Annotated in this window: 12 protein-coding genes; 9 read left to right on the forward strand and 3 right to left on the reverse strand. The window is 37.6% G+C overall.

Annotated features, from left to right (window positions below; translation table 11 throughout):
• Nucleotides 1-2 precede the first annotated feature (2 nt).
• On the reverse strand, nt 3-3,368 hold the full coding sequence (locus FLV_RS02205) for a SusC/RagA family TonB-linked outer membrane protein (protein WP_243230423.1): 3,366 nt from the start codon (nt 3,366-3,368) through the stop codon (nt 3-5).
• A gap of 700 nt (nt 3,369-4,068) precedes the next feature.
• Here FLV_RS02205 and FLV_RS02210 point away from each other — a divergent pair.
• The 9 genes from FLV_RS02210 (at nt 4,069) to FLV_RS02250 (ending at nt 22,251) form a co-directional block, all read left to right on the forward strand.
• The gene (locus FLV_RS02210; RefSeq protein ID WP_243230424.1) at nt 4,069-6,879 is read left to right on the forward strand and encodes a M16 family metallopeptidase; all 2,811 of its coding nucleotides are present in this window, start codon (nt 4,069-4,071) and stop codon (nt 6,877-6,879) included.
• 72 nt (nt 6,880-6,951) lie between these two features.
• Nucleotides 6,952-8,328, forward strand: coding sequence for a TlpA family protein disulfide reductase (locus tag FLV_RS02215; RefSeq protein ID WP_243230425.1), 1,377 nt, complete (start codon nt 6,952-6,954; stop codon nt 8,326-8,328).
• A gap of 902 nt (nt 8,329-9,230) precedes the next feature.
• Complete coding sequence (locus FLV_RS02220; RefSeq protein WP_243230426.1) at nt 9,231-9,779, forward strand: RNA polymerase sigma-70 factor; 549 nt, start codon at nt 9,231-9,233, stop codon at nt 9,777-9,779.
• Between the two features lie 132 nt (nt 9,780-9,911).
• A complete protein-coding gene (locus tag FLV_RS02225) occupies nt 9,912-11,084 on the forward strand; it encodes a FecR family protein (RefSeq protein WP_243230427.1) in 1,173 nt (390 codons plus the stop codon).
• Nucleotides 11,085-11,311: 227 nt separating this feature from the next.
• Nucleotides 11,312-14,716, forward strand: coding sequence for a SusC/RagA family TonB-linked outer membrane protein (locus FLV_RS02230; protein ID WP_243230429.1), 3,405 nt, complete (start codon nt 11,312-11,314; stop codon nt 14,714-14,716).
• A 56-nt stretch (nt 14,717-14,772) separates the two neighbouring features.
• On the forward strand, nt 14,773-16,152 hold the full coding sequence (locus tag FLV_RS02235) for a RagB/SusD family nutrient uptake outer membrane protein (protein WP_243230431.1): 1,380 nt from the start codon (nt 14,773-14,775) through the stop codon (nt 16,150-16,152).
• Between the two features lie 336 nt (nt 16,153-16,488).
• Nucleotides 16,489-19,074 carry a zinc-dependent metalloprotease gene (locus FLV_RS02240; RefSeq protein WP_243230432.1) on the forward strand — a complete coding sequence of 862 codons (2,586 nt, stop codon included), beginning with the start codon at nt 16,489-16,491 and terminating at the stop codon, nt 19,072-19,074.
• Nucleotides 19,075-19,095: 21 nt separating this feature from the next.
• Nucleotides 19,096-21,555 carry a zinc-dependent metalloprotease gene (locus tag FLV_RS02245; RefSeq protein WP_243230433.1) on the forward strand — a complete coding sequence of 820 codons (2,460 nt, stop codon included), beginning with the start codon at nt 19,096-19,098 and terminating at the stop codon, nt 21,553-21,555.
• Between the two features lie 288 nt (nt 21,556-21,843).
• On the forward strand, nt 21,844-22,251 hold the full coding sequence (locus FLV_RS02250; protein ID WP_243230434.1) for a winged helix-turn-helix transcriptional regulator: 408 nt from the start codon (nt 21,844-21,846) through the stop codon (nt 22,249-22,251).
• 288 nt (nt 22,252-22,539) lie between these two features.
• Here FLV_RS02250 and FLV_RS02255 read toward each other — a convergent pair whose 3' ends face one another.
• Together FLV_RS02255 and FLV_RS02260 are read right to left on the reverse strand one after the other, a co-directional pair.
• The gene (locus FLV_RS02255) at nt 22,540-23,601 is read right to left on the reverse strand and encodes a DUF932 domain-containing protein (RefSeq protein WP_243230435.1); all 1,062 of its coding nucleotides are present in this window, start codon (nt 23,599-23,601) and stop codon (nt 22,540-22,542) included.
• 30 nt (nt 23,602-23,631) lie between these two features.
• Nucleotides 23,632-24,018, reverse strand: coding sequence for a single-stranded DNA-binding protein (locus tag FLV_RS02260; protein ID WP_243230436.1), 387 nt, complete (start codon nt 24,016-24,018; stop codon nt 23,632-23,634).
• Nucleotides 24,019-24,234 lie beyond the last annotated feature (216 nt).

Here is a 24,234-nt window from a genome sequence, read left to right on the forward strand (position 1 = left end):
TTTTAAAAGTTAGCCAGCATTGATAATGAATACGCTCTGGCATACGGGTTTGCTGTTCCTCTTTCAATTTCAATAGAACTCCATCGTGCTACATCATTTGCAATGAATGTCATTTTCAAACTGCTCATGCCTAATTTTTCTAACACATAATTTTTTTTATTAAAATTATAAGCTAAAGAACCCGAGAGCATATTGATGGTATTGTCTTCCTGTACAAACCTAGATGTAACTTTAGTGGGTGCTTTTCCCTCTGTGATTCTCGTGTAAGGGCTTACATCGCCTGGCTGTGACCATCCTAAATTGTAGGCTCTTATATCAACATTGTATTGTGGGTTAACTGATTCTACTCTGTCAACCAGGGTCTGGTTGTAAAGTTCTCCCCCCAGGGTATAATCGAAGATCAGGCCTATCTCAAATCCTTTGTACATGAAATTTGTACCAAAATTACCTCTCCATTTAGGATCTGTAACACCCACTGCCACTTTATCTTTAGCATCCCACTCATAGGTTTGTGTTCCATCTTTTTTCAAATAGACCTCCGATCCTGTAACGGGATCAACCCCAAGTGAGCGTACGGCATATATAGTATTTATTGACTGGCCTTCCTCGAACAGTACATTTGGAACTGTTTGGGCAGTATTGAGTTCATTCAAATTATTATTCGATGATTGGAGTTTGTTTGATAATTTCTTTAAAATATTGTTGTTGGTATAGCCGTTGGCGTAGATACTCCAAAAAATATTTTCAGTCCTGTTGTTGATTAGTTTATATCTCACAGAAAATTCAAATCCCTTGTTTCTGATGCTTCCAAGATTTTCAGAGTAGGTAGCAAATCCGGATGAAGGAGCAAGGGTAACTTGTGTAAGGGCATCTTTTGTATCTTCAATATAAAAATCAAAACGGGTATCAAGTCTGCTGTTAAACAAAACAGCATCTATTCCCACATTAAATTTATAAACATTCTGCCAACTTAATGATTTATTGCCCAAATTTTCCAGCGAGGTTCCAATCGAACCGTTATAGAGTGTTTCAACCCCATAACTGTAACGTGTCTGGGCTCCGTATGCCGGGATATTTGTTGAACCTGTTGATCCGTAACTTCCTCTTATCTTTAAGCGGTTAATCCATTCTTTATCTTTAAAAATAGCCTCGTTGTGTATATTCCATCCAAGTCCGGCCGACCAGAAAGTTCCAAATCTTTTATCTGTACCATACTGAGAAGAACCATCGCGGCGAAGTGAGACATCCACTAAGAACCTTTCATCATAACTATAGCTTCCACTGTAAACAAAGCCTACTCTTCTAATAGTGCTTTCATCCCCTGTCGGCTTTCCATTAAGTTCATACTGGGCTGCAAATAATAGGTTATCAAGTTTGTCATATGGAAAACCTTCTGCTACAAAGGTGTAGTATTCGGTAGTGCTGCTCGACAGATTGAGTCCGAGCATGGAATAAAACTGATGTTTGTTCCTTCGAAGGTTAAAGTTTAGCGTAGTTAGATTCTCAAAATAGTTTGTATCGGTATTGGTTTTTGTATAGCTTCCTTTTCTGCTTATATCGGTAACTTCTTCAAAACGGCTGTCCTGCCCCGAAAAAAACTGGTCAGACTGTGAATTTCTGCGGTTAATCGAAAAGTTGCTTTCCAGAAATAGAGAAGGTAAAATTTTGTACTGGAATTGAAAATTATTGGAAAATCCAAAGTAACCGCTGCTGTTCACCGAATTTAAGGTTGCATCGTAGAGAGGATTACGTTCAGTAAAAGTCCTGTTTGCAATGGTATATGATTCCAGATACATTTTAGGGGTGCCATTCTCATCATAAGGTGCCCAATAAGGATTAAGCCTTAAATATTCTTCAAAATTTCCATAAGGTGATTCATTGGCTTTGTTTTGGAAAACCCGAAGGGAATTACTGAATTTAAGTTTATTGGTTCTGTAAGAAAAGTCAAACTGACCTGTAAAGTTGTTTCTGTCCTGCTTTTTCATTACACCGTTTTGAAAATCAGCAGACACTTGTGCCCCGTAACGGATTTTTTCATCTCCACCCTGCAGATATAGTGAAGTCTGGTTTCCGTAGCCATTCTGCACCGGAATTTTTGCCCAGTCAGTATCAACGCCACTTAAAGCAGATTTCAGTCTGTAATTGTATAAGGAGCTGTAAACGTATTGATTATCCGGATTTGCTTTGGTGTAGATTCCGATCCTGTTCTCGAAGTCCAACTTCTGGCTGCTGTTAAGATAGTTGTAGACCGATAGATCAGGTGTCATAATATTGAAGTCATTGATTAGTGTCACTCGTAACTTACCAGGTTCAGGAGTTTTAGTAGTGAAAACCATAACTCCGTTTGCACCTCTTGATCCGTATATGGCAGTTGCAGAAGCATCTTTTAAGATGGTAATGTTATTGATAAGATTGATATCAAGGTCATAAATTCTTTCAATATCGACCTCAAATCCGTCCAGGATTATCAAGGGGGTATTTGGATCTGCAGATAATTCGCCCGTTAAATTGGGAAAAGAATTTGTGCCCCTAATATTAACTTTTGGAAGATTATTAATATTGCCCCCTGCGATATTGTTCTGTGCAATTCTCACCGAAGGATCAATAGCGGTAATGGCGCTAAAAACATTAGTGGCACTGATCTGCTTTATTTCTGCTCCGGTAATGGTTGTTGCAGCTCCTGTGTAGCTGTTGAGTGCCCTTTTGCTCATACCTGTATTCACCACTACAGCCACCTCAGAAAGTTCGGTTATATCTTGTTTCATTTCGACATTAATTTCCGTTTTATCTCCCAGGGAAGTTTTGTAAGTAATGAATCCGAGTGCCTTAAAAACAAGGACGTCATCCAGGGGTTCTTTCTGTATTCTGAATTCTCCGTTCTGATCGGTTAACGTTGAGGTAAGAGCCGTTTCAAAGTATACATTCACCCCTGGTACAGGCAAGCCTTTCTCATCTGTCACTTTTCCTTTAATAGCATCCTGATCAGAAGACTTTGGCTGGATTTCCGTCACGCTTTTTTTGCTTAAAAAGATATGATTTTTTGCTATCCTGAAACTTGTACCCGTGTTTTTGAACAATTCATTTAAGATCGTTTCAATTTTGGCATTACTAATCTTAATGCTTACGATACGATTTAAATCGACATCTTCAATTTTGTATACAAATTTATAAGACGTATTATTTTCCAGTTCATTTAATACCCTCTCTACTTTTACATCCTTTAAATTTATAGAAGTCTGAAATATTATTTTATTTTCTGCTTTTGTAATGAAAATGTTTAAAAGAAGCAGACCAAAGAGCAGGCCTCTTTTCATGGTTAGAAACAGACGGGGACTGGCCGAATGTAAATTATTAAATATTTTTCTCATGAATTTGTAATTGGTTAGGTTTTTTAATTTTCTCTTTTTGGTTTAGCTTTAATCTCACGGGCATAAAATTTAATGGTTATCTATCTTGCATTGTTAATCGATTGTTTCGGATCTACAGATCTTTATAAATCCTGGTTTGTTTAAAGATGATGTCATTTGAGATGAAAAGTTTCTAACAACAACTTTATTTCGTGGTCGAATAACCGGGTCTGCAAAAATATAACCCCTTACCATGTTAAACGGGTGACAGAGAAATTAACTTTTTTTTATATAAAACACAACATTAGTGCTAGTTTAGTGGGTAAAAATGTTTGTATATGTTAAAATATTGTGAAATAATATGTTTTAACGCCTTGTAATGTGGATTTTTTAATTATAGCGCAATTTTTTGATATAATTGCAAAAGTCTGTTTTTTGTGTTATTGTTTGTGATTATGAGATTTAACTGACGATAATATTGTGTTTTTGTGAAATTGGTAATTTATTTCAAATTTGGGTATTAAAAAAATATTATTTTTTTGTCACCTATTATCAATTAATGGTATTAGTATGTTAACTGACGGGCAGCAACATTCCACTTTTAAATTAGAAATGCTTTAGATGAATTTCTGAAATAAAAAGAGACTTATTTCTTAGCAGCCAGAGTACAAACCATGTTTATAATTTACAAATTACAAAAATCAGTTAACGCAATATCTTTATGAAACACATTTTAATTTTATTCATCAGTTTTTTTATCGCCGTACTATCGAAGACCACAGCGCAAAATGTAAAGGAATCTGACCCTCTTCCCCCTGATCTGACTATAATAAAAGGGGTCTTGCCCAATGGCATGACCTATTATATAAAGAGGACTGAAGTGGTAAGAAATGCAGCAAGTTATTATATAATTCAAAATGTGGGTTCTATTTTAGAGAACGACGACCAACAGGGACTAGCCCATTTTTTGGAGCATATGGCCTTTAATGGTACAGAGAGCTTTCCTGGAAAAGGCATTTTAAATACACTTCAGAAAAGCGGAGCGGTTTTCGGGAAGGACATCAATGCCTACACTTCGTTTGATGAAACGGTTTACAACATGAACAATATTCCCACCAAGGACGGACTGGTGGATGTTTGCCTGACTGTACTGCGTGACTGGTCCAATAAATTACTCCTTACAGATGAAGAAATCGATGCTGAAAGAGGAGTTATCAAGGAGGAATGGCGCACCCGGCAAAATGGACAATCCAGGGTCATGGAAAAGTCCCTTCCCGTTAGATTCAATAATGCAAAATATGCGCAAAGGCTTCCTATTGGGCTGATGTCGGTTGTGGAAAATTTTAAGTATAAAGCCCTTCGTGATTTCTATCGGGACTGGTACCGTTCCGATCTGCAGGCTATAGCTGTTATTGGGGATATAGATGTAAAGGTGGTAGAGCAGCAGATTAAGGAAAAATTTGCATCAGTTAAACCTATCTCAGATCCTAAGAAACGTTTTGTAGTTGCTATTGCCCCAAACGATAAAATGCAGTATGTACAGGTTTCGGACCCTGAAATATCAGCCGCTTCGCTGAACTTTGGAATTCGTCATCCAAGGGTATTAAATGAGCAAACAGCGGGTGATTTGAAACGAAGCCTATTGGAATCTATGGCTTTAAAAATGCTTTCTGACCGAATTTCAGAAAAAGCCCAAAGGCCAGAGGCTTCTTTCCTTGGAGCCCGCACCGCCTATTCTGCTATGACAAGAACATCTAATTCATTGGCCATATCTGTAAGTCCGAAACCTAACCTGCAGCAGGCGGCCTTCAAAGAGGTTATGACAGAAGTGGTGCGCGCAGTGAAATTTGGTTATACCGATTCGGAGATTGACAGGGCTAAACAGGTTATTGAGACATCTTATGAGAATCAGATTGCTGCCAAAAATGACAATAGCCATAAAGAAATCGAAGATGCGATTCAGGATAACTTTCTATCGGGTACTGCCATGACCGATGTAGAGCAGGAATATCCGATTGCAAAAAATATATTAGCCTCTTTAAATAAAGAGGAGTTGCACAACACCATCAAAAACTTATATACAAGGGAAAACAGGTTTTTAATTGTTACAGCAGTGGAAGGACAGGATAGTCTTTCTGAGGAAACCGCACTGGATATTTTAGCTGAGGTGGAACTGGGCAGTTCTATTGTACCCTATACTGAAGCCTCTGCAGGAAAAACACTTATATCGGGGCTGGAGATTAAGGCAGGTGATATCAAATCGGTAAAGACCGACAAAAAAACAGGAGCAGTAACCTTTAAGTTGAGCAACGGGGTTGTCGTTCATTATAAGCACACAGATAAGGAAAAAAACAAGGTTTCTTTAAATGCCCTTAGCAACGGGGGAACTTCACTTTTAAAAGATGAGGAGCTGCCTTCTGCAGATTTTGTAACTAATCTGGCAGAGATGTCCGGTCTTGGAGAGTTCAACAGTACGGAATTAAAAAAGATTATCACAGGTAAAACCGCCAGAATCTCTTTGTCATTAGGGGAGATAAATGAATCAATTTACGGGAATTCCAATACTAAAGATGTTGAAACGATGCTGCAGCTGGTTCATCTTCAGTTTGTAAAACCGCGATTTGACCCCGAAGCTTTCAAAGTAATGCAGAGCAGTATTACTAATTATCTTATCAGAAGGAGCAAGGATGTAGGAGAGAAAATCAAGGACAGCCTGACATTGGCCCTTTATGGGAAAGAGAATCCCAGAGAGTCGATTTTCGACCAAAAATATGCTGATGCAGTTTCTTTTGAAAAAATAAGCTCCATTTATAAGCAGCGATTCTCCGATATTTCAGATTTTGAGTTCTTTATGGTAGGGGATATCGATCAGGCGCAGCTCGAGCCACTTTTAAAGAAATATATTGCGGGGATAGAAACGGGTAACTTAAAGGAAAAATTTGCTGATAATGCTCCACAGTGGCTCTCTGAGAGAATTGAGCAGGACATTCAAATCCAGATGAAAAATCCCAAAGCAGTTGTTAAATTGGTCTATAAAAAAGAAATGCCCTATAGCATTAAGAATGCGCTTTACAGCAATGTACTGGGGGACATTCTTCAGCTGCGCCTGATCGCCACAGTACGTGAGGCGGAAGGGGGCGCCTACAGTCCAAATGCCGGGGGCGCTTTATCCAGAGAGCCTAAATCTCAGGTATTGGTTTCTTTTAATTTTGATTGTAATCCAAAAATGGCCGACAAACTGGTGGGTATTGTACAGGCTGAATTTGTAAAGATTTCCAAAGGCGATATCGCTGATGAAGACTGGGATAAGATAAAAACCAACCTGATAAAGGAACATCTGCAGGCAAGAGATAAAAATTCTTATGATATGAGGCTTCTTACCCAATATTTCAGATATGGTGAAAATATCAGTGACCCTAAAAACTTTGAAGAAATAGTCAGCAAAATGACTAAAAAAGAGATACAGCAGTTGGCAGAGTCGATCATCGGGAGCGGCAAATCCTATAAAATAGTATTTAAGCCAAAAAGTTAATATAGCCTGCCTGTATTTAAAAAGTAAAAACAATCAAACAACAATTTGAAAACAACTAAAAACAAACTGAAAATGAAAAAAACAGTCCTTATGCTCTTTCTGGCTTTGAGCCTTATTTCATTGAATAAAAAGACAATTGATTATACGTTAATCTCGGGAGTGATTACCAATAAGACGCAGGACCTTAAAATCACCAGCCGAAACCAGAATTTTTCAAAAACCTTAAAGATAGCCCCTGATGGAAGTTTTAAGGATACACTTAGAGTGGATGAAGGAACTTATTTTATTTTTGACGGTAAAAATTATGCTCCTTTGTATATAGAGAAAGGCGGTGAGATTATAGTGAGTGCAGATGCAAAGAATTTTATGAAGTCCATCGCATTTTCAGGCAAAGGCTCTGCTGCGAGCTCTTACCTGCTAACCAAGGCACGAACCAGAAACCAATTATTGGGAGACGATGTCGCTGCAGTCTATAGTATCGAGGAAACTGCATTTAAGTCAAAATTTACCGAGGTTAAAAATACCCTGATGTCCATTTTGGATGCTGCTCAGGGTCTTTCCGAAACTTTTAAAAGCAGAGAGAAAAGAAACATTAATTACGGGTATCTTGTTTCATTATCCAAGTATGAAGATTATCACGGCTACTATACCAAAAAAGAGGACTTTAAAGTTTCACAGGACTTTTTAAGCGAAATGCCCAATATCACTTTTGTCAGTGCAGAGGACTATAAATACTGTGATGATTACAAGATCTTATTATCGTTATATTTTGAGAAGCAGGCTTCATTAATGGCCAAAAGCGAGGGCATCGCAGATGATCTTGCACTGCTTAAAACATATGCTAAAATTCAGGAGCCTTCTATAAAAAACAACCTGCTTTTTACAGCAGCCAACGAAGGAATTACTTATAGTAATGACCTACAGGAATACTATAAGGTTTTTATGGATGCTTCTTCGAGCGACGAGCAAAAAAAAATAATCACAGGTCTGTATGAGGAATTAAAAAAGATAGGTAAGGGAGTAACTTCTCCCAAATTTTCCAACTATGAAAATTTGGCTGGTGGGACTATGTCTCTTGATGATCTTAAAGGAAAATTTGTATATATTGATGTTTGGGCAACATGGTGCGGACCTTGTAAGGCAGAAATTCCATTTTTGCAAAAAATGGAGAGTGCCTACCACGGTAAAAATATTGCATTTGTGAGTATTTCAGTGGACAAAGCAAAGTCTCATGACAAGTGGAAGGAGATGATTGTTAATGGAAAAATGGGAGGTATACAGCTTTTTGCTGATAATGATTTCGATTCACAGTTTATTAAGGATTATTTGATAAATGCTATTCCAAGGTTTATCCTTATCGATCCTCAGGGCAGGATTATCAGCGCTAATGCACCAAGGCCTTCTGATGAATCTGCTTTGACTGCTTTTTTTACAAAACAGGGCATTTAAATCCGGCTCAACTGAGAGAGGGACTAAAAAATCCAAAACATTTTTATTAAAAGATAAGTCCCGAAATATGCAATACTGATCTTTAACAAAAACTAACTTCTTTTCTTATATTTTATTTTATCAGGAATTTTTTTGAATTAGTAAGCGGAACTTTTCAATAATATTGGAGAAGGAGGGAAAAGAGGACTAATCTTAAAGGTCCTCTTTTTAAATAAAACGCTACTTGGAAAATAGCCTTGAAACAGTAAATAATAATTAGGACATATTGTTTTCACAATGCAGATGGAATATCATTCCATCAGACAGGAAGGACTTTCTGATAATAAATCCTGATTTAGAAAATTAAAAACTGCAGGATTACATCTGTTCCTCCTTGTCCTTTATAATTTTAGAGATAGTTTGCTTTCAATTGGAATATTTTCGTGATGAAGCAGACAAAGTTGTCTCCAGGGGTGCATGATCTTTTTTCTTACAGAGGTAAAGTCCAGAAGTATATCCACAGTGTAAAACATCAAAATATTTAAAAAAAATAATTTTCAGATGTCATATTATTAGCACTCCTAATTATTTGCAATTTAACCTACAAAAATAAAAAAGCTACTTACTTATAATTTTTTTATAATTTTTTTTGAGTAAAAATTAAATTAAATTAGCACACAGAAATTAGTTTTTCTCATGTCTTTTGCCAAATTACATTTAAAAATTAGCTAAAAAAGCTTTTTTGTAATACAATTAGTATTCTAAAATTTAAATTACTAAAGTAAAAGAGATCATTAAATTTGATAAATATATAGTGATAGATAGCGCATATTGTGACTCTTCTGACAGTTAAGTGCAGGGAAGGAATTTTGCGTATTGCTTAATTTAAATATATTCTTGCAGGTGTTAAATTTAGGAAGTAGATGAGCAAAGATCATTCAAATAATGGTTCTGATAATGAATTACTAAAGCGTATAAGTTTGTATGATGATCATGCATCATTTACTGCGCTTTATGATCGGTATTGGAATAAATCTCTTGCTATTGCTTACAATTTAACAAAAGATAAGTCCATTTCTAAAGACATTGTTCAGGATTTGTTTATTGGTTTGTGGAACCGGCGTAAAAACCTCGAAGTGACCAATTTTGATGCTTACCTTGCTACCGCGTTAAAATTTTCTGTATATTCTCATTTTGAAAAAGAGAGAAGAAGAAGAGTCATTCGGGAAGAAAAACTGGAAGTCAAGGAAGAAGCCATACTGGATGATCAGATTGAATCGATGTTCTTGAATGATTATTTATTGAATTTGATGGAGCATCTTCCTGAAAAATGCAGATTGGTAGTGGGTTACAGCCGAATTGATGAGATGAAAAATGCTGAAATTGCCAAAACCATGAATATTTCAGAAAAAACAGTTGAAGGGCATTTGACCAAAGGACTTAAAATTATTCGAAATAAATTCAGGCACTAAAACAGTTCCAGTATTCATGTTGTCAGATGGTTTAGGGTGTGCTGTTGATGATTATTTAAATAAATGATAACTTTTTTTTTACCTGAGCAAGGGTAATATACTTCTTAAGGGGACTTATTTATAGAAACATGTATGAGAGCTCTTGTACAGTCTATAGATAAAATTATGATTTCCCAAAATATTCAAGATTTAATTCATAAGTACCTCAATGGATCCGCAACACTTCAGGAGAAGGAGATCCTTGATACATGGTATAGGGCGGAACAGTTAAATTCACAAGAGTGGACAGCTGATTCTTCTGATGAAGAAACAATTATCAAGCAGGAGATGTTTAACTCTATTAATACTGTGATTTCTCCTGTGAAAGTACGCAGACTGAACCGTAGAATTTACAAATACGCAGCAGCTGCATCCATACTATTATTAACAGCTTCAGCATCGTATTTCCTGTATACTTCCAAAACAACGGAAATTAAAGCCAATATTGTGACCACTGACTTGCCGGGAGGATCAAACGGTGCTGTCTTAACTTTAGCGAATGGAGAAAAGATAGCCTTAAAATCAAATGCTTTAAATAAAATTAATCCCACTAAAATTTTAGGAATCAGCAGTTATAATGACAGTGTGCTGAAATACGAAAATTTAAAGAATCCTGCAGATAAAGAAATTGCCTATAATACCCTGACAACCCCATATGGCCAGCAATTTTCACTTGTATTATCTGATGGAACCAAGGTTTATATGAACGCAGGTTCCACACTCCAATATCCCGTAGTTTTTCAGGGCCCTGAGCGTTTGGTAAAACTAACCGGGGAAGCTTATTTTGAAGTGGTGCACAACAATAAAATGCCATTTAGAATCCAGACAGCAGGACAGCTGATCGAAGATATAGGAACATCATTTAATGTTAAGGCATATGAAGATGAAAATTTTTCTGCCGTTACTCTTGTAGAGGGAAGTGTTAAAGTTCAGAAGAAACTCAATGAAGTGATTCTAAATCCGGGACAGCAAGCGCTTGTTTATAAAGAAAAAAATGAAATATCTGTAAAAGTGGCTGATTTTGATTCGGCCCTTGCCTGGAAAAATGGACTGTTTCATTTTAAGGATGAAAAATTAGATGTAGTGTTAAAACAGCTTGCACGCTGGTACAATCTTAAAATTGAATATCAGGGAGGAATTGTTCCTTCAAAGACAATTAATGGGGAGATTTACAGAAATATGAATGGAGTAGAAGTGCTCTCTATATTAAAAACCCTGGGTGTAAATTATAAACTGGAAGGCAATAAATTGATGGTGAAAAATTAATCTTTTTCGATAGCGATCAAAGCAATATGCGAATTGTGAAAAATAATAAGGATTTATTAATTAAAAAATGCAATATATATGATGTAACCATTTTATCATAGATTAAGCTTTCTATTAAAAAAGAACCGCAATAGTGTTGGAACCACTATCACGGTTTTCAGATCGGTTTAATCGATTTCCTGCAAGAGGAAAACCAAAAACCAAAAAATTAATCTAAACCAAAATTAATGAAATTTATTTATCTACCTATTTTAGAAGCTAAAATAGTAAAGGATCCTTTTGTTTCCCGGCTGAGAAAACTATTCCTGGCGCTATTTTTATTTTTGTCATTCCATGGTATAAATGCCCAGAGCAATACTGGAATCAATTTAAATTTTAAAGATAAGCCGTTACCGGCGATCCTCAAGGCTATTAAAAAACAGTCCGGTTATGTTTTTATCAGCGGTGATGTTGATCTTAATAAATATTATCTTACCGTACAATTAAAGAATGCTACAATAGAAGAAGTGTTAAGCTACTGTTTAGTTCTTCAGGGATTAGAGTATAAAATTGTTAATAAAACCGTAGTTATTTCAAAAGGGGGCAATAAAGGTACTAAAATAGAAAGCAATAGTAAAACTCTGCCTATAGTAACGGGACAGGTTGTAAGGCCGGATGGTTCACCTTTTCAGGGAGCCTCAGTTGCCATAAAAGACACTTATACAGGTGCTATTACAGATGAGAGTGGATTTTTTCTTTTAAATGATGTTCCTGTAAATGCTAAAATTGTAATTTCTTTTATAGGTTTTGCCGATAAGGAAATAGCCGTTAGTGGAAGGGCAGAGATCCCGCAGGTACGATTGGAAGAAGAGGTAAGCGAGCTGGATGAGATTAAGGTACTGGCTTACGGAATCACGACCAGCAAGCGTTTTGCAACGGGTAACTCGGTAAAAATAACCAGTAAAGATATTGAAAAGCAGCCTGTAGGGAATGTCATGCAGGCGCTGCAGGGAAGGGTGGCCGGTATGGTAATCACTCAAACAAGCGGTCTTCACGGAGCAGATGTAAATGTTGCGGTTCGCGGGCAAAATTCCATTTTTAATGATACTAATGAAATAAATGCCAAAAATAATACGAATGTTTTAAAGAGTACACCGTTATATATTGTCGATGGTATCGCATTCCCCGCTGGCGGAATAAACCAGCTTGCATCAAGCAGGGATGCAAATGGCGACTATAATTATATTACAGGACCAAATGGAAATGGAAGTCCATTATCTACTATAAATCCAAGGGATATAGAAAGTATTGAGGTGTTAAAAGATGCTAATGCAACGGCACTTTATGGATCCCGTGGGGCAAACGGTGTAATTTTAATTACCACTAAGAAAGGTAAAGTAGGTAAACCTACTATTTCTGTTGATCTTAATTCGGGTGTTGGAATTGTGAACACCAAAATGAAAGCACTTGGTTTGAATGATTATCTGGCTTTGAGAAGACAGGCATTTGCCAATGATAACAGGACGCCAACAACCAGTAATGCACCGGATTTAACCCTATGGAGCCAGACAGAATCAAAAGATTTTAAAAAGCAATTGGTTGGGGATCCCTCCAGGACCTATACAGGTAATCTATCGGTATCGGGTGGGAACAACGGGATGACCTTTATGCTTTCGGGTAACTTATCGAGCACTGGTTCTGTTTTTGATGACAATCGTCTTTCAAAAAATTACGGATTCCATTTCAGTTCCGGTTATGTAAGCCCTGATCAGAAATTTACTGCCAATATTTCTATGACCATGGGCTCTGGTGTGAGTAATTTAGCGAGTGCCGGTTTTTATACCAATGCTTATTCCTTACCACCCAATTTTCCATTGTACAATCCCGATGGCTCTCTGTATTGGTATACGCAGGGTATTCCTAATATAGCGAATCCTTTGTCTGTTCTTAACAACAGTTATGAAAATAAAATGAATTCAAACAATACGAGTTTAAATTTAAAGTATAACATTAATCCGGATCTTAATATATCGGTCAATACAGGGTTTAACAGATCACAATCTTCCCAAAGTGTTTTAACTCCAAATTCGGCAGGGGACCCGAATAATCCTAACTTTTTCAGCCAGGCTACTTATTCGGAATCCGTAAATAAGAATTTTGTTTTTGAGCCTCAGATCAATTACAATAAGACTTTGAGAAATAGTTCACTGAGTGCCTTATTGGGAGGGACTTATCAGCAAACATCAAGCGAACAGCCTTTTTACATTGAAGCCTCGGGGTTTGCATCAGATTTATACTTGTCGAACTTGTCCCTGGCTACGAATTACAAAGTAAGAAACGGTGATAATTCTTATAAATATGTTTCTATTTTTGGAAATATAAATTATATTTTTAAAGAAAAATATATCGTTAATGGAAATTTCAGACGTGACGGTTCTTCTAAATTTGGTTCTAATAATCTCTTTAGCAATTTTGGTTCAGTTGGTGCCGCGTGGATTTTTACAAGTGAAAAGTTTTTCTCATGGAAACCCCAATGGTTCAGTTTTGGTAAAATAAGAAGCAGTTATGGTGTTGTTGGAAGTGACAATATAGAAAACTATTCTTATCTGGCTACTTACTCCAGTAGTTCTGCAAGTAATTATTATTCAGGTGTTAAAGGTTTAGTACCAACAAGATTAGCCAACCCGGATTACAAATGGGAGCTGTCCAGAAAGTTTGAACTAGCTGCAGATTTTGGTTTTCTGAACGATAGGCTTCTATTGGATGTTTCTTACTACAGAAACCGAACAGGCAATCAGCTGGTAGATTACCCTTTGCCAATGCAAACCGGTTTTTCAAGTTATACTCAAAATCTGGATGCCATCGTTGAAAATACGGGATGGGAAATTACATTAAGCACAATAAATTTTCAGACTGACAAATTCAGATGGTCTACTTCAGGGAATATCAGTTTTGTAAGCAATAAACTGCTATCATTTCCGGGTCTTGAAAATTCTCCCTATGCTTACAGTTATGTAGTTGGGAAGCCTGTCGGGGCTTTAAATTTGCTACATTACACAGGCAATGACGCGAATGGGAGGCCGACATTTGAAGATGTAGACAAGGATGGGGTAATTACACCGGCATTGGGAACAAATACTAAGGTTGGAGATTTGGTTTACAAAGGGACATCTGCTCCTGATTTCTATGGAGGGCTAGTCAATAGCCTTAAGTACGGAGATGTTCAGCTTGACTTTAATTTTACTTTCACAGTGGGGGCCAAAAGCCTTGGTATAGTATCCCAACTTCAGGGTCCACCAGGGAATTTGGCAAATTATCCAACTGCTGTGTTGCAGGAAATGAGAGAACTCGGTTTAGAAAAATTATATAGTACACGTTCATTTTCTACAGATTTTGACAGGCTTAAGTCCTCTGATGCATTTCTGCAAACCAAGTCCTATGCCCGATTAACCAATGTATCATTATCGTATAATTTTCCAGATACGCTGGCTCGACGTATGAAACTTGCCGGTATGCGTGCCTATTTGCAGGGGCAGAATTTGCTTTTGATTAATTTTTCAGGAAAAGCGTATGCGGGAATTGATCCGGAAACGGGTTTAGGAGCAGTACCGCCATTGCAGGTTTTTGTTTGCGGATTACAATTTTCATTTTAATTACTAATTACACTATTATGAGAAACTATAATTTTATTTCATATAAAAGGCTCCTTATGGGTTTACTGCAGTTAATCCTGCCATTGTTGTTTATGGGATGTGATGATTTGATCGATATAGATCCGCCTAAAACAGAGGTAGTGGCTGAGTCTGTATTTCAAAGTGATGCCAATGCAAGTGCTGCCTTGATTGGCATGTATAGCAGTATGGTAAAAAATAATAATATACTGCAAGTAGGATTAGGTACAAGCCTTTCTGCTGACGAAACAGATCCGCTTTACATTTTTGATTTTCTATATACTAATTTTGGCAACAATAATTTGACTTCTTCAGATTTTGGAGCATCAGGATATTGGGGGGGATTTTATCAAATAATATATCAGGCTAACAGTATTATTGATAACAGTACTAATTCTAAGGGAATGACTGATGCAGGGCGCTCAAAAATTATTGCCGAGGCCAAGTTTGTCCGGGCTTTAAATTTCTTTTATCTGGTTAATATGTTTGGTCCTGTGCCGCTTTCAGTAACATCTGATGTAAAAGTTAGCAGGGCTTTAGAGAGAGCTCCTGCTGCGGATGTTTATGCCCAGATTATTTCTGATTTGAAAGAGGCAGAAGCGAATCTTCCAGCAGACTATACCAGTTATGGCGGTAAAAGGGACAGGCCTGTTAAAAGCGCAGCTACTGCCTTACTGGCAAAAGTATACCTGTACATGGGGGATTACGCCAATGCGGAAAGTAAAGCAACTGAAGTGATCAATACGGCTGATCTGTATCAGCTCCTGCCAAGTCAGGAAATTGGCGATGTATTCTTAAAGGACAGCAGTGAAAGTATTTTTGCTTTAAATACGGCAACGGAAACAGGGCATTTTCTTACAAATGAGGATAATTATTATATGTATGGATTTTTATATGGAACTGATGGCCCTGCCTATGTGATGACTGCATCATTAGCTAATGCTTTTGAACCGGGGGATGCGCGAAAAACGGCATGGGTAGGTACTTTCAATTATGATGGGACTGATTATTTTTATGCAGCAAAGTATAAAGATTATGAAGTGACCACATCCCCTTCAGAATACTCGGTTGTTTTGAGATTATCCGAAATGTACCTGATCCGCGCAGAGGCCCGTGCCATGCAAAATAATCTTATAAATGCAAAAGAGGATTTGAATGTTATTCGCCAAAGAGCATTACTTACTGTTATAGAACCTACTTCGCAATCTGAGATACTAGATGCTGTCATTCAGGAAAGACGTGTCGAATTATTCATGGAATACGGAAACAGATGGTTTGATTTAAAAAGAACAGGGAGAGTTGACGCTCTGATGAGTACCCTTAAGCCAGAATCATGGCAATCTACTGATGCCTTTTATCCTATTCCTATTGATGAAATAAGAAAGGCTCCCCAATTAAAACAAAATGATGGGTATTAATTAAAATACATTTTTGGTTAAAACGCAATTACTTTAGTTCGGTTAATTAAATGTTGACTAACTGAATGGTCTTTCTGTGGCCATTCAGTGGTCATCATGAGCCGCTGGGGAGTGTAAATGCAGATAAAAATCAATACCAGAAACCCCAGTGATGCCTTTTTTGTTTTCAATAATGTAAAGCCGAGCGCTGGAGAAAATTCAGGTGCTTACCATAGATTTATAAAATATCCTTTCATTTTTTAAAATTAGAATACTGTAATTCGATATGCTATTCGGGTTACATCTTACCATTCGTTATCATAGATAACCGCCAAGGTTTCGTTACAAATAAATAATATGAAAAAAAATAAAATCAGCTGGATCCTTCCAGCGGTACTTCTCTGTATTGCAGGGATTAATAGTACTTTTTCACAGACTGATAAAAGAAGTTCTAAAAAAGAGAAAGCAGCTAAAATGAATATGAAGTCTGATACGATATCAGATGTGAACAAACCACAGCCCTATGATAAGGTCATTACTTCGGACGCCACTTTGTTCAAAGGTGTATTTGTAGTTGCTAAAGTAAAAGACCGGTACTTATTTGAGATTCCATATTCAGTTTTAGACCGTGATTTTCAGATCACCAGCCGAATAGGAAAAGGGCCTTCCCTTATGCAAAGAACAGTAGAGGTTTCAGCAGGAAAATTGTTAGAGAGTATGCAGATCCGTTTTACCAAAGGGCCAAATGATAATTTGTTCATTAAACGTTTTGTGTATGATGAGGTGGCAACTGACACTTCTGATAATGGGCTTTACAGGGCACTGAAAATAAATGACCTGCAGCCTGTAATGTCAGTATTTAAAATAAAAGCTTACGGAAAAGAATCAATTGTCATAGATGTAACGGACTATATCAATAGTGATTTACGAATTTTTGCAGGGAATTTAAAAGAACTATTTCAGGGGGCATCCTTTCAGGCAGACCGTTCTTACATCAAAAGTATAGAAGCCCTTCCAATGAGTATAGAATTATCAACGGTAAAAACGTATGATGGACCCCAATCTGCTGTTACTACAGAGGTTAATACCTCGTTTTTACTGCTTCCGCTGGAGCTAATGCCTATTCGTTATTCTGATGAAAGAGTTGGATATAGTGAACAATTAAGAACAGACTTAGACCAGGATCCCCAGAGAATCAAAAAAGTCGGCATCATTAACAGATGGTTTTTAGAACCCAGGGCAGAAGATTTTGATAAATATGAAAAGGGCGAAGTCGTTGAGCCTAAAAAACCGATTGTTTTTTATATTAATCCTACTACGCCAAAAAAATGGGTTCCTTATATTAAAAAAGCAGTAAATAACTGGCAGGCTGCATTTGAAAAGGCAGGCTTTAAAAATGCCATATATGCAAAAGAGAGTACCCTTAGTGACTCTCTCTGGAATGCAAAAAACGGGGGACTCAATACTATTGATTATGCGGCTTCATTGGCATCGGATATTATACATAAGCTTGTGATAGATCCAAGAAGCGGAGAGATTTTGCAGGCCAATATAGAAATAAACCATAATGTACTCAATGAGTTGTACAATAATTATGTGCTTCAGGCGGGAACCATTGACAAAAGAGCTCAAAACAGCCAGTTCAGCAATGAGCTGATGGGTGAACTCCTTAGTGCAGAACTTACGGGTCATATAGGACTTTCATTAGGACTTCTGCCAAATGCCGGGGCGGCATCGACGGTTCCCCTGGAAAAGCTGAGAGATAAGCAATGGGTTGCAAAACATGGGATAAGCCCTTCTATTATGCAAAACGCACTGATTAATTATGTGGCACAACCTGAGGATAATATTTCGCAAGATGGGATTTTAGGACGTGTAGGGGATTATGACAAATGGGCTATTTCATGGGGATACAGAATTTTTCCTAAGATGAAAAATCCAATTGAAGAGCGCAATTTTCTGCGCAGAATGATCACCGACAGCCTGCGCGTGAACCCACAATTATACTATGGCGCACAGGTTAAATTGGATGAGGTTGTCTGGGACCCCCGCAACCAGCCTAATAACCTGAGTGATAATATTGTTGAGGCAAGTAAATTAGGGATAAAAAATTTGAGAACAGTAATAAACAAACTTCCTAAATGGAACCAAAATGAGCTGGAAATATATTCAACCAGTGGAGGTAAGCTTGGTGTTAATTTAAGCCGTCTGATAGGCCAATATTATATTTATGTGGAAAATGTATCGAGTCTTTTTGGCACTTATTATTATAATCCCCAGGATCCGGGATCTACCCAGAAGGTATTCAGCAGTGTGCCTTTAGAGAAGCAGAAAGCCGCAATGGCATTTTACAGGTCTGAATTGTTTGAAAAAGGTCCTGAATGGCTTATAAATAATCCAACATCAGAACTCACTTTGGATATTCCGTATAATAACGATATGTATTTAACCGGTACAAACCTATTATCACGAATACTGGATTTTAAAAAGCTTAAAAATATAAATGCAACGGCAGAACGTTTTGGTGGCGATAAAACCTATACATTGATTTCGTATCTAAATGATCTTGATAAGGGGGTCTGGACTGAATTAAACACTTCCAGTAAGGTAAGCAGCTATCATATGCTATTGCAAAAAATGTACTTAAAATCATTGGGTATGGTTATCGATACGCCTCGTGATGTCATGAATACCAATACCATTGCACTGGTCAGAGGGCATCTTATTGATTTAAAACAAAAAATAAGCAATTCAGCGAAGATTTCCGCAGACAAGAATACAAGGGACCATTATCTGGATTTACTGGCAAAAACAAATTTCCTTCTGAATCCCAAAAGAGTAGTTACTCCCCCGGCGCCTGCGCTGCCTTCAGATCCAAACGCGAAGAAAAGCATCCAGCAGGGAAGTGTAGAATATTGGGAAAAAGAGACTGTAGAATACTAAGCTAATCTGAAGAAAAACATTATGTTACATAAAAATATTTATATCGTTTTAGCTGTATTGCTATTTCCTTTTTTTCTGGCTGCCCAGGCTATTGCGCCTGCGCCTTCAGGGACTGTTCCCAGCCAGGTAAGCGAACCGGTTCCCTTTGATGTGCTTATTACCCCTGAAGCGAAGAGTGTTATGGGTCTTATAAATGTATATACGGTTAAGGACCGGTATTATTTTGAAATTAAGGATTCTATTTTAAATCAGCCGATCCTGATATTGAATCGTCTTGTAAAATCATCTGTTGCCATAAACAAGAACAAAGAGGGGTTTGCGGGTGAAGAATTGGGAGAAAATACCATTATTTTCAAAAAAGGTAATGGCAGAAAGATTCTTATTACCAGTACGGAGAGTTTTGACCGATCGGAGGATTCTACTAAAAACGGAATGAAAAGAGCTGTAGAGATGAACAGTACTCCCGGTGTAAGGATGGCTTTTGATGTTAAGGCCTATGGGAAAGAAAAGGCTTCTACTTTAATTGATGTAACTGATTTTCTATCGGGAAATAACAAACTTGTTTCAGGTAATTCATTTGGTCAAAAGCCTTTTCAGGCAGATAAGTCCTATATTGACAAGATTGAGTCTTTTCCAATCAATACAGAAATACAGGCCTATAAAACGTATGGTATCGGAACAAAAGACAGCACCATGACAGTTGTTCTGAATACTTCATTTCTGTTATTGCCAAAAAAGGTAATGAAAGAACGTTACAGTGATTCCAGAATAGGATATTTTACACCTTTTAATTATGATTTTGATAAGGATCCAAAACAGGTCCAAATGGCCCTTAAGATTTCGCGCTGGAGACTAGAACCAAAACCTGAGGATTTAGAAAGGTATAAGCGAGGTGAACTTGTTGAGCCTTTAAAGCCAATTGTTTTTTATATTGATCCGGCAACACCAAAGAAATGGGTTCCGTATCTTATAGCAGGTGTCAATGACTGGCAGGCGGCATTTGAAAAAGCGGGTTTCAAAAATGCCATTAAAGCCATTGAAGTACCTAAAGAGGATAAGGACTGGAACATGAACGATGCCCGTTACAGCGTAATTGTATACAAGCCCTCCACTATGGCCAATGCGATGGGCCCGCATGTCAGTGATAAACGAAGCGGTGAAATAATTGCTTCTCACGTAAGCTGGTACCATAATGTAATGACACTGCTTCACGAATGGTATTTCCTTCAAGCCGGTGCAATTGACAAAAGTGCGCAGCAGCCGGAATTTGATACTGAATTGATGGGTGCATTAATTCGATTTGTTTCCTCCCATGAAATTGGACATACCTTGGGGCTAAAACATAATTTTGGTTCGTCATCAACAGTTCCGGTAGAGAAACTGCGTGATAAAAAATGGGTTGAAGAAAACGGTCACACACCGTCAATTATGGATTATGCCCGATTTAATTATGTAGCACAGCCTGAAGATAATATTTCCAAAGCAGGTATTTTTCCAAGAGTTGGGGACTATGATAAATGGGCTATTGAATGGGGCTATCGCATGTATCCTGATATAAAGGACCTCAATGAAGAAACAAAGATGCTGTTCAAAAAAACTACCGATATTTTAAGGGTCAGCCCCAGATTGTTTTATGGAGAGCAAATAGTTTTTGGTGATTTAAAAGATTCCCGATCTCAAAGTGAGGATTTAAGTGATGATGTCATCACAGCGAATACCTATGGCATAAAAAATCTTAAAAGGATAGCAGCTAATTTACTGCAATGGTCCGAGATGCCAGGCGATCAGTATGCCATAAATTCAGGGAACGGCTTAAGAAGAAATTACGGAGGTCTGCTAACCCAGCTTTCCATATATCATTCCCATGTTGTCAATACAATCGGCAAAGGGTATTATAATAATAAGGCGGCAGGGGATACGACCAGGATTTTTTATCTTATTCCAAAGACTAAACAGCAGCAAGCTATGGCCTATTTGAATAGAGAAGTCTTTGCCAAAGAGCCACTTTGGATACAGCCTGCCCAAATTAGGGATAAGATTTGGAGCCCTACAAGGGGTGAGCTAACATCGCTTGTTTCAGACGGTGTCTTAGTAAGCCTGCTTGAACTGCAAAAGCTTATTAACCTTGAAAATGCAGCCTTGCTGTATGGTGAGAAAACCTACACACCGCGTGATTTTTTTAAAGATCTGGATCAGGGTATCTGGCCGGAGCTTTCCACCGCTGCTACAGTTGGCACTTTTCATATGGGGCTGCAGCAAAAATATATTGCCACCCTGGTTAAAGCCGTAGAGGATGAAAATTTATCGACTAGTCCATTTAGAGGTTTTAATCCCATAAGCGGTATTATAACATCGCAATTAAAGTCTTTAAAAAATAAAATAAAATTAGTATTGCCTAAGATCAAGGATACTGCTACAAAATATCATTATAATGACGTTTTATTACAAATCGATTCCCTTGAGAACGAAAGTATAAATTAAAGATAGTTGAGAATTGGGGCTTTTTATTCGTTTGAGATTTTTTGAATTAGTAAACAAAAAAAAAGAAAGACTTGTAGATATTTATAAAAGCCCTCAAGAGCTGTTCGAAAGGACAGCTCTTTTTTGGGTTTTGGCCGGAGTGCCAAAAAACTTTTTTTACTTTAAATGATAATAATGCTAAAAAATAGAGGTTTGTAAGTGTTATTGACTAGTTAATTATATTTGTAAATGAAAAGTTAATGTGGGTAGAAAAAGAGTAAGATAATTGTCTTTTGATAAAAATTATATATGGAAACAAAAAACAATGAACAGGATCCGAAGTGGATAGCAGGGGTCTGTAAGTCTGAGATAGGACCTGTGCTTGACACCTTATATGTTATAAGCAGTAAATGGCGTATTCATATTATAGTGGCTTTAATCAGCGGGAATAAAAGGTTTGGAGAATTAAAAAAAGGCATACCTAAGATTGCTTCGAAAGTTCTTTCCCAGGAATTAAAAGATATGGAACAGCACGGGTTTATAATAAAAAAGAATTATAGTACCTCTTCTCTCAGGGTGGAGTATGAACTGACCCCTTACAGCCAATCGATTAAACCCGTTATTAATGCTTTGCGGGATTTTGGAAGGCTGCACAGGGATAAAATCAGAATGGAAATAGATATAAAAGAAGCTTCCAAAATGAAAAATAAGTTATAAGTGGCAGGGAAGATTATAAAGTGACATTTGATTATGCTGTAATAAATCAAATTATGGTCAATTATTTAGGTTTTTATAATCAGTAAAATAATTATCCTGCTACTATGCCTGTTGTTTGTGGTCAAAATTTTCAAAGCGTTTATCGGTATGGGAAACATTCCTGAAATAATCTGCCTTTTTTATTGCTTCGGCTAAATTGGATATATCAATGTTTTCTTTGTTTTTATCTTCTATTTGTATTATAATGTCAGGGTTTAAAAGGACAGGCAGGTTATACCTGCCTGATTACTAATTAAGATTTAAGGCATCTGAGCCTTTACTGGCAAAATCCACGCAGAGGTTAAAAGCGGACTGCGTGCGAATCTGTGCTGTACCCCCCATCAAAAGGGACGTTAATTTGGCTTCATCGCTTTTGTAATTTCTCCTATTCTGGAAATAACCCGTTACGGCATTGTAGGCCCCAAATACAGTCCCTTTGGTGGTATCCATAAGCTGTGTTGGGTTGCTCATAGCGTATTCAAATGCGCTATCGACCATATTGGTAAAACAAGTAGATAATTCGTCTTGTTTACCCTCCTGTATGGTTTTAAGCACTTCTTTACTTGGAACAAGGGCGGACTGTATTAGTTTTTTCACTTCATTGTCCGTGATTCGGATTTTTGTCCAATGGTTAAAAATGGATTCCATCTGCGCTGAGAGCATATCGGATATACCCATTACTTTGTGCGCCTGTTCCAAACGCTGTTTGGCATTGGAGGTATGGCGAATACGAACAGTATTGGTCTTATTGTTCATAGCGGCATTCAGGGTATTGTTGCATACGATACGTATGGGGGTGAATGCTGCGGTAATGCTTCCGCTTGCGTCATGGGAAGTGGTCAGGAAAAGATATTTTTCAATCAAATCATCGTTACCAACCCTGATATAATCTGGCAATTTTGCCGTTATAAAGATGCGTTCCCCTTTCCCGAGTGCCCCTGCGGTTTCGTACAGGATACCGTCACCGCCAACGATGCTGTCAAAAAAAGAAAAGGCATCCCTGTTTTGTACAATTTGGTAGTCTTTGCCCACTACACCCAGTACGGCATCATTATCGGTTCGCACCGTACTGAAGTAATTTGGTACTTCTATTTTACTCAGAATGATTTGTTTATCCAGAATAATTTCGGCAGAACCGGCTGTAAACAGTTTGCGTTTTTCCACCTCATAATCCAAACCTGCGTGCTGAATTGCCTGGGCGCTTGTGGGGTAATCGGTAATAATCTGCCCCAAATTGTGCCATGCTTTTTGCTTAGTACTGAAAAAACTGTGTTTTCCGCACTTCTCGTTGTAATTGATATTGTGTGCCATGATGTTAAGTTTTAAATGATTGTGATGCTGTTAAAAAGGTACGTCTGCAGTTTTTTTTGATTTCTTTTTCTTTACTACTGAATTGGCTGTATTACTTTCTGTCTTTTTGGGAAAAACCAAAATCTTGATGTTGTTGGTGTGAAAGGTCAGCGTGCCTGCTGCTTCGCCTTGGCTGTTATTGTAGACATTCATGCCAATACGCCCAAAGAGCTGTACGAGTGTCCCTTTTTTAAGCCACTGTGCTGTTTTTGTATTCAGCCAATAGGAGCAGTCGATATAGGTAACGACTTGCTTTACTTCGGTACTGCCTTTTGGCTTGTAATTGTCATTGATGGCAATACTGAAATTGACCACTTGTTTGTCATTGTTCACTTTTTGAACTGATGCATCTGCTGTTACTCGTCCTGTGATTTCCATAATTTTAATTTTTAAGGATTACTACTGGTTACTTTCTCTGATCCTGCTCCCACAAAAAATGTTTTCAAAACGAAAAACGGGAAAAAAGAAAGCAAGATTCCAGTGGCTTTAGGATGCACAGGTGCTATAAGTCCCGAAGGGTGGCAAGGGGAGCGCCGCCATTATGCGCACAGGGCATGCTGAAGTCACTATCTTAGCTGCCCTTTTAGTCCGTTT

Source organism: Flavobacterium pectinovorum, assembly GCF_022802975.1.
GTDB lineage: Bacteria > Bacteroidota > Bacteroidia > Flavobacteriales > Flavobacteriaceae > Flavobacterium > Flavobacterium pectinovorum_B.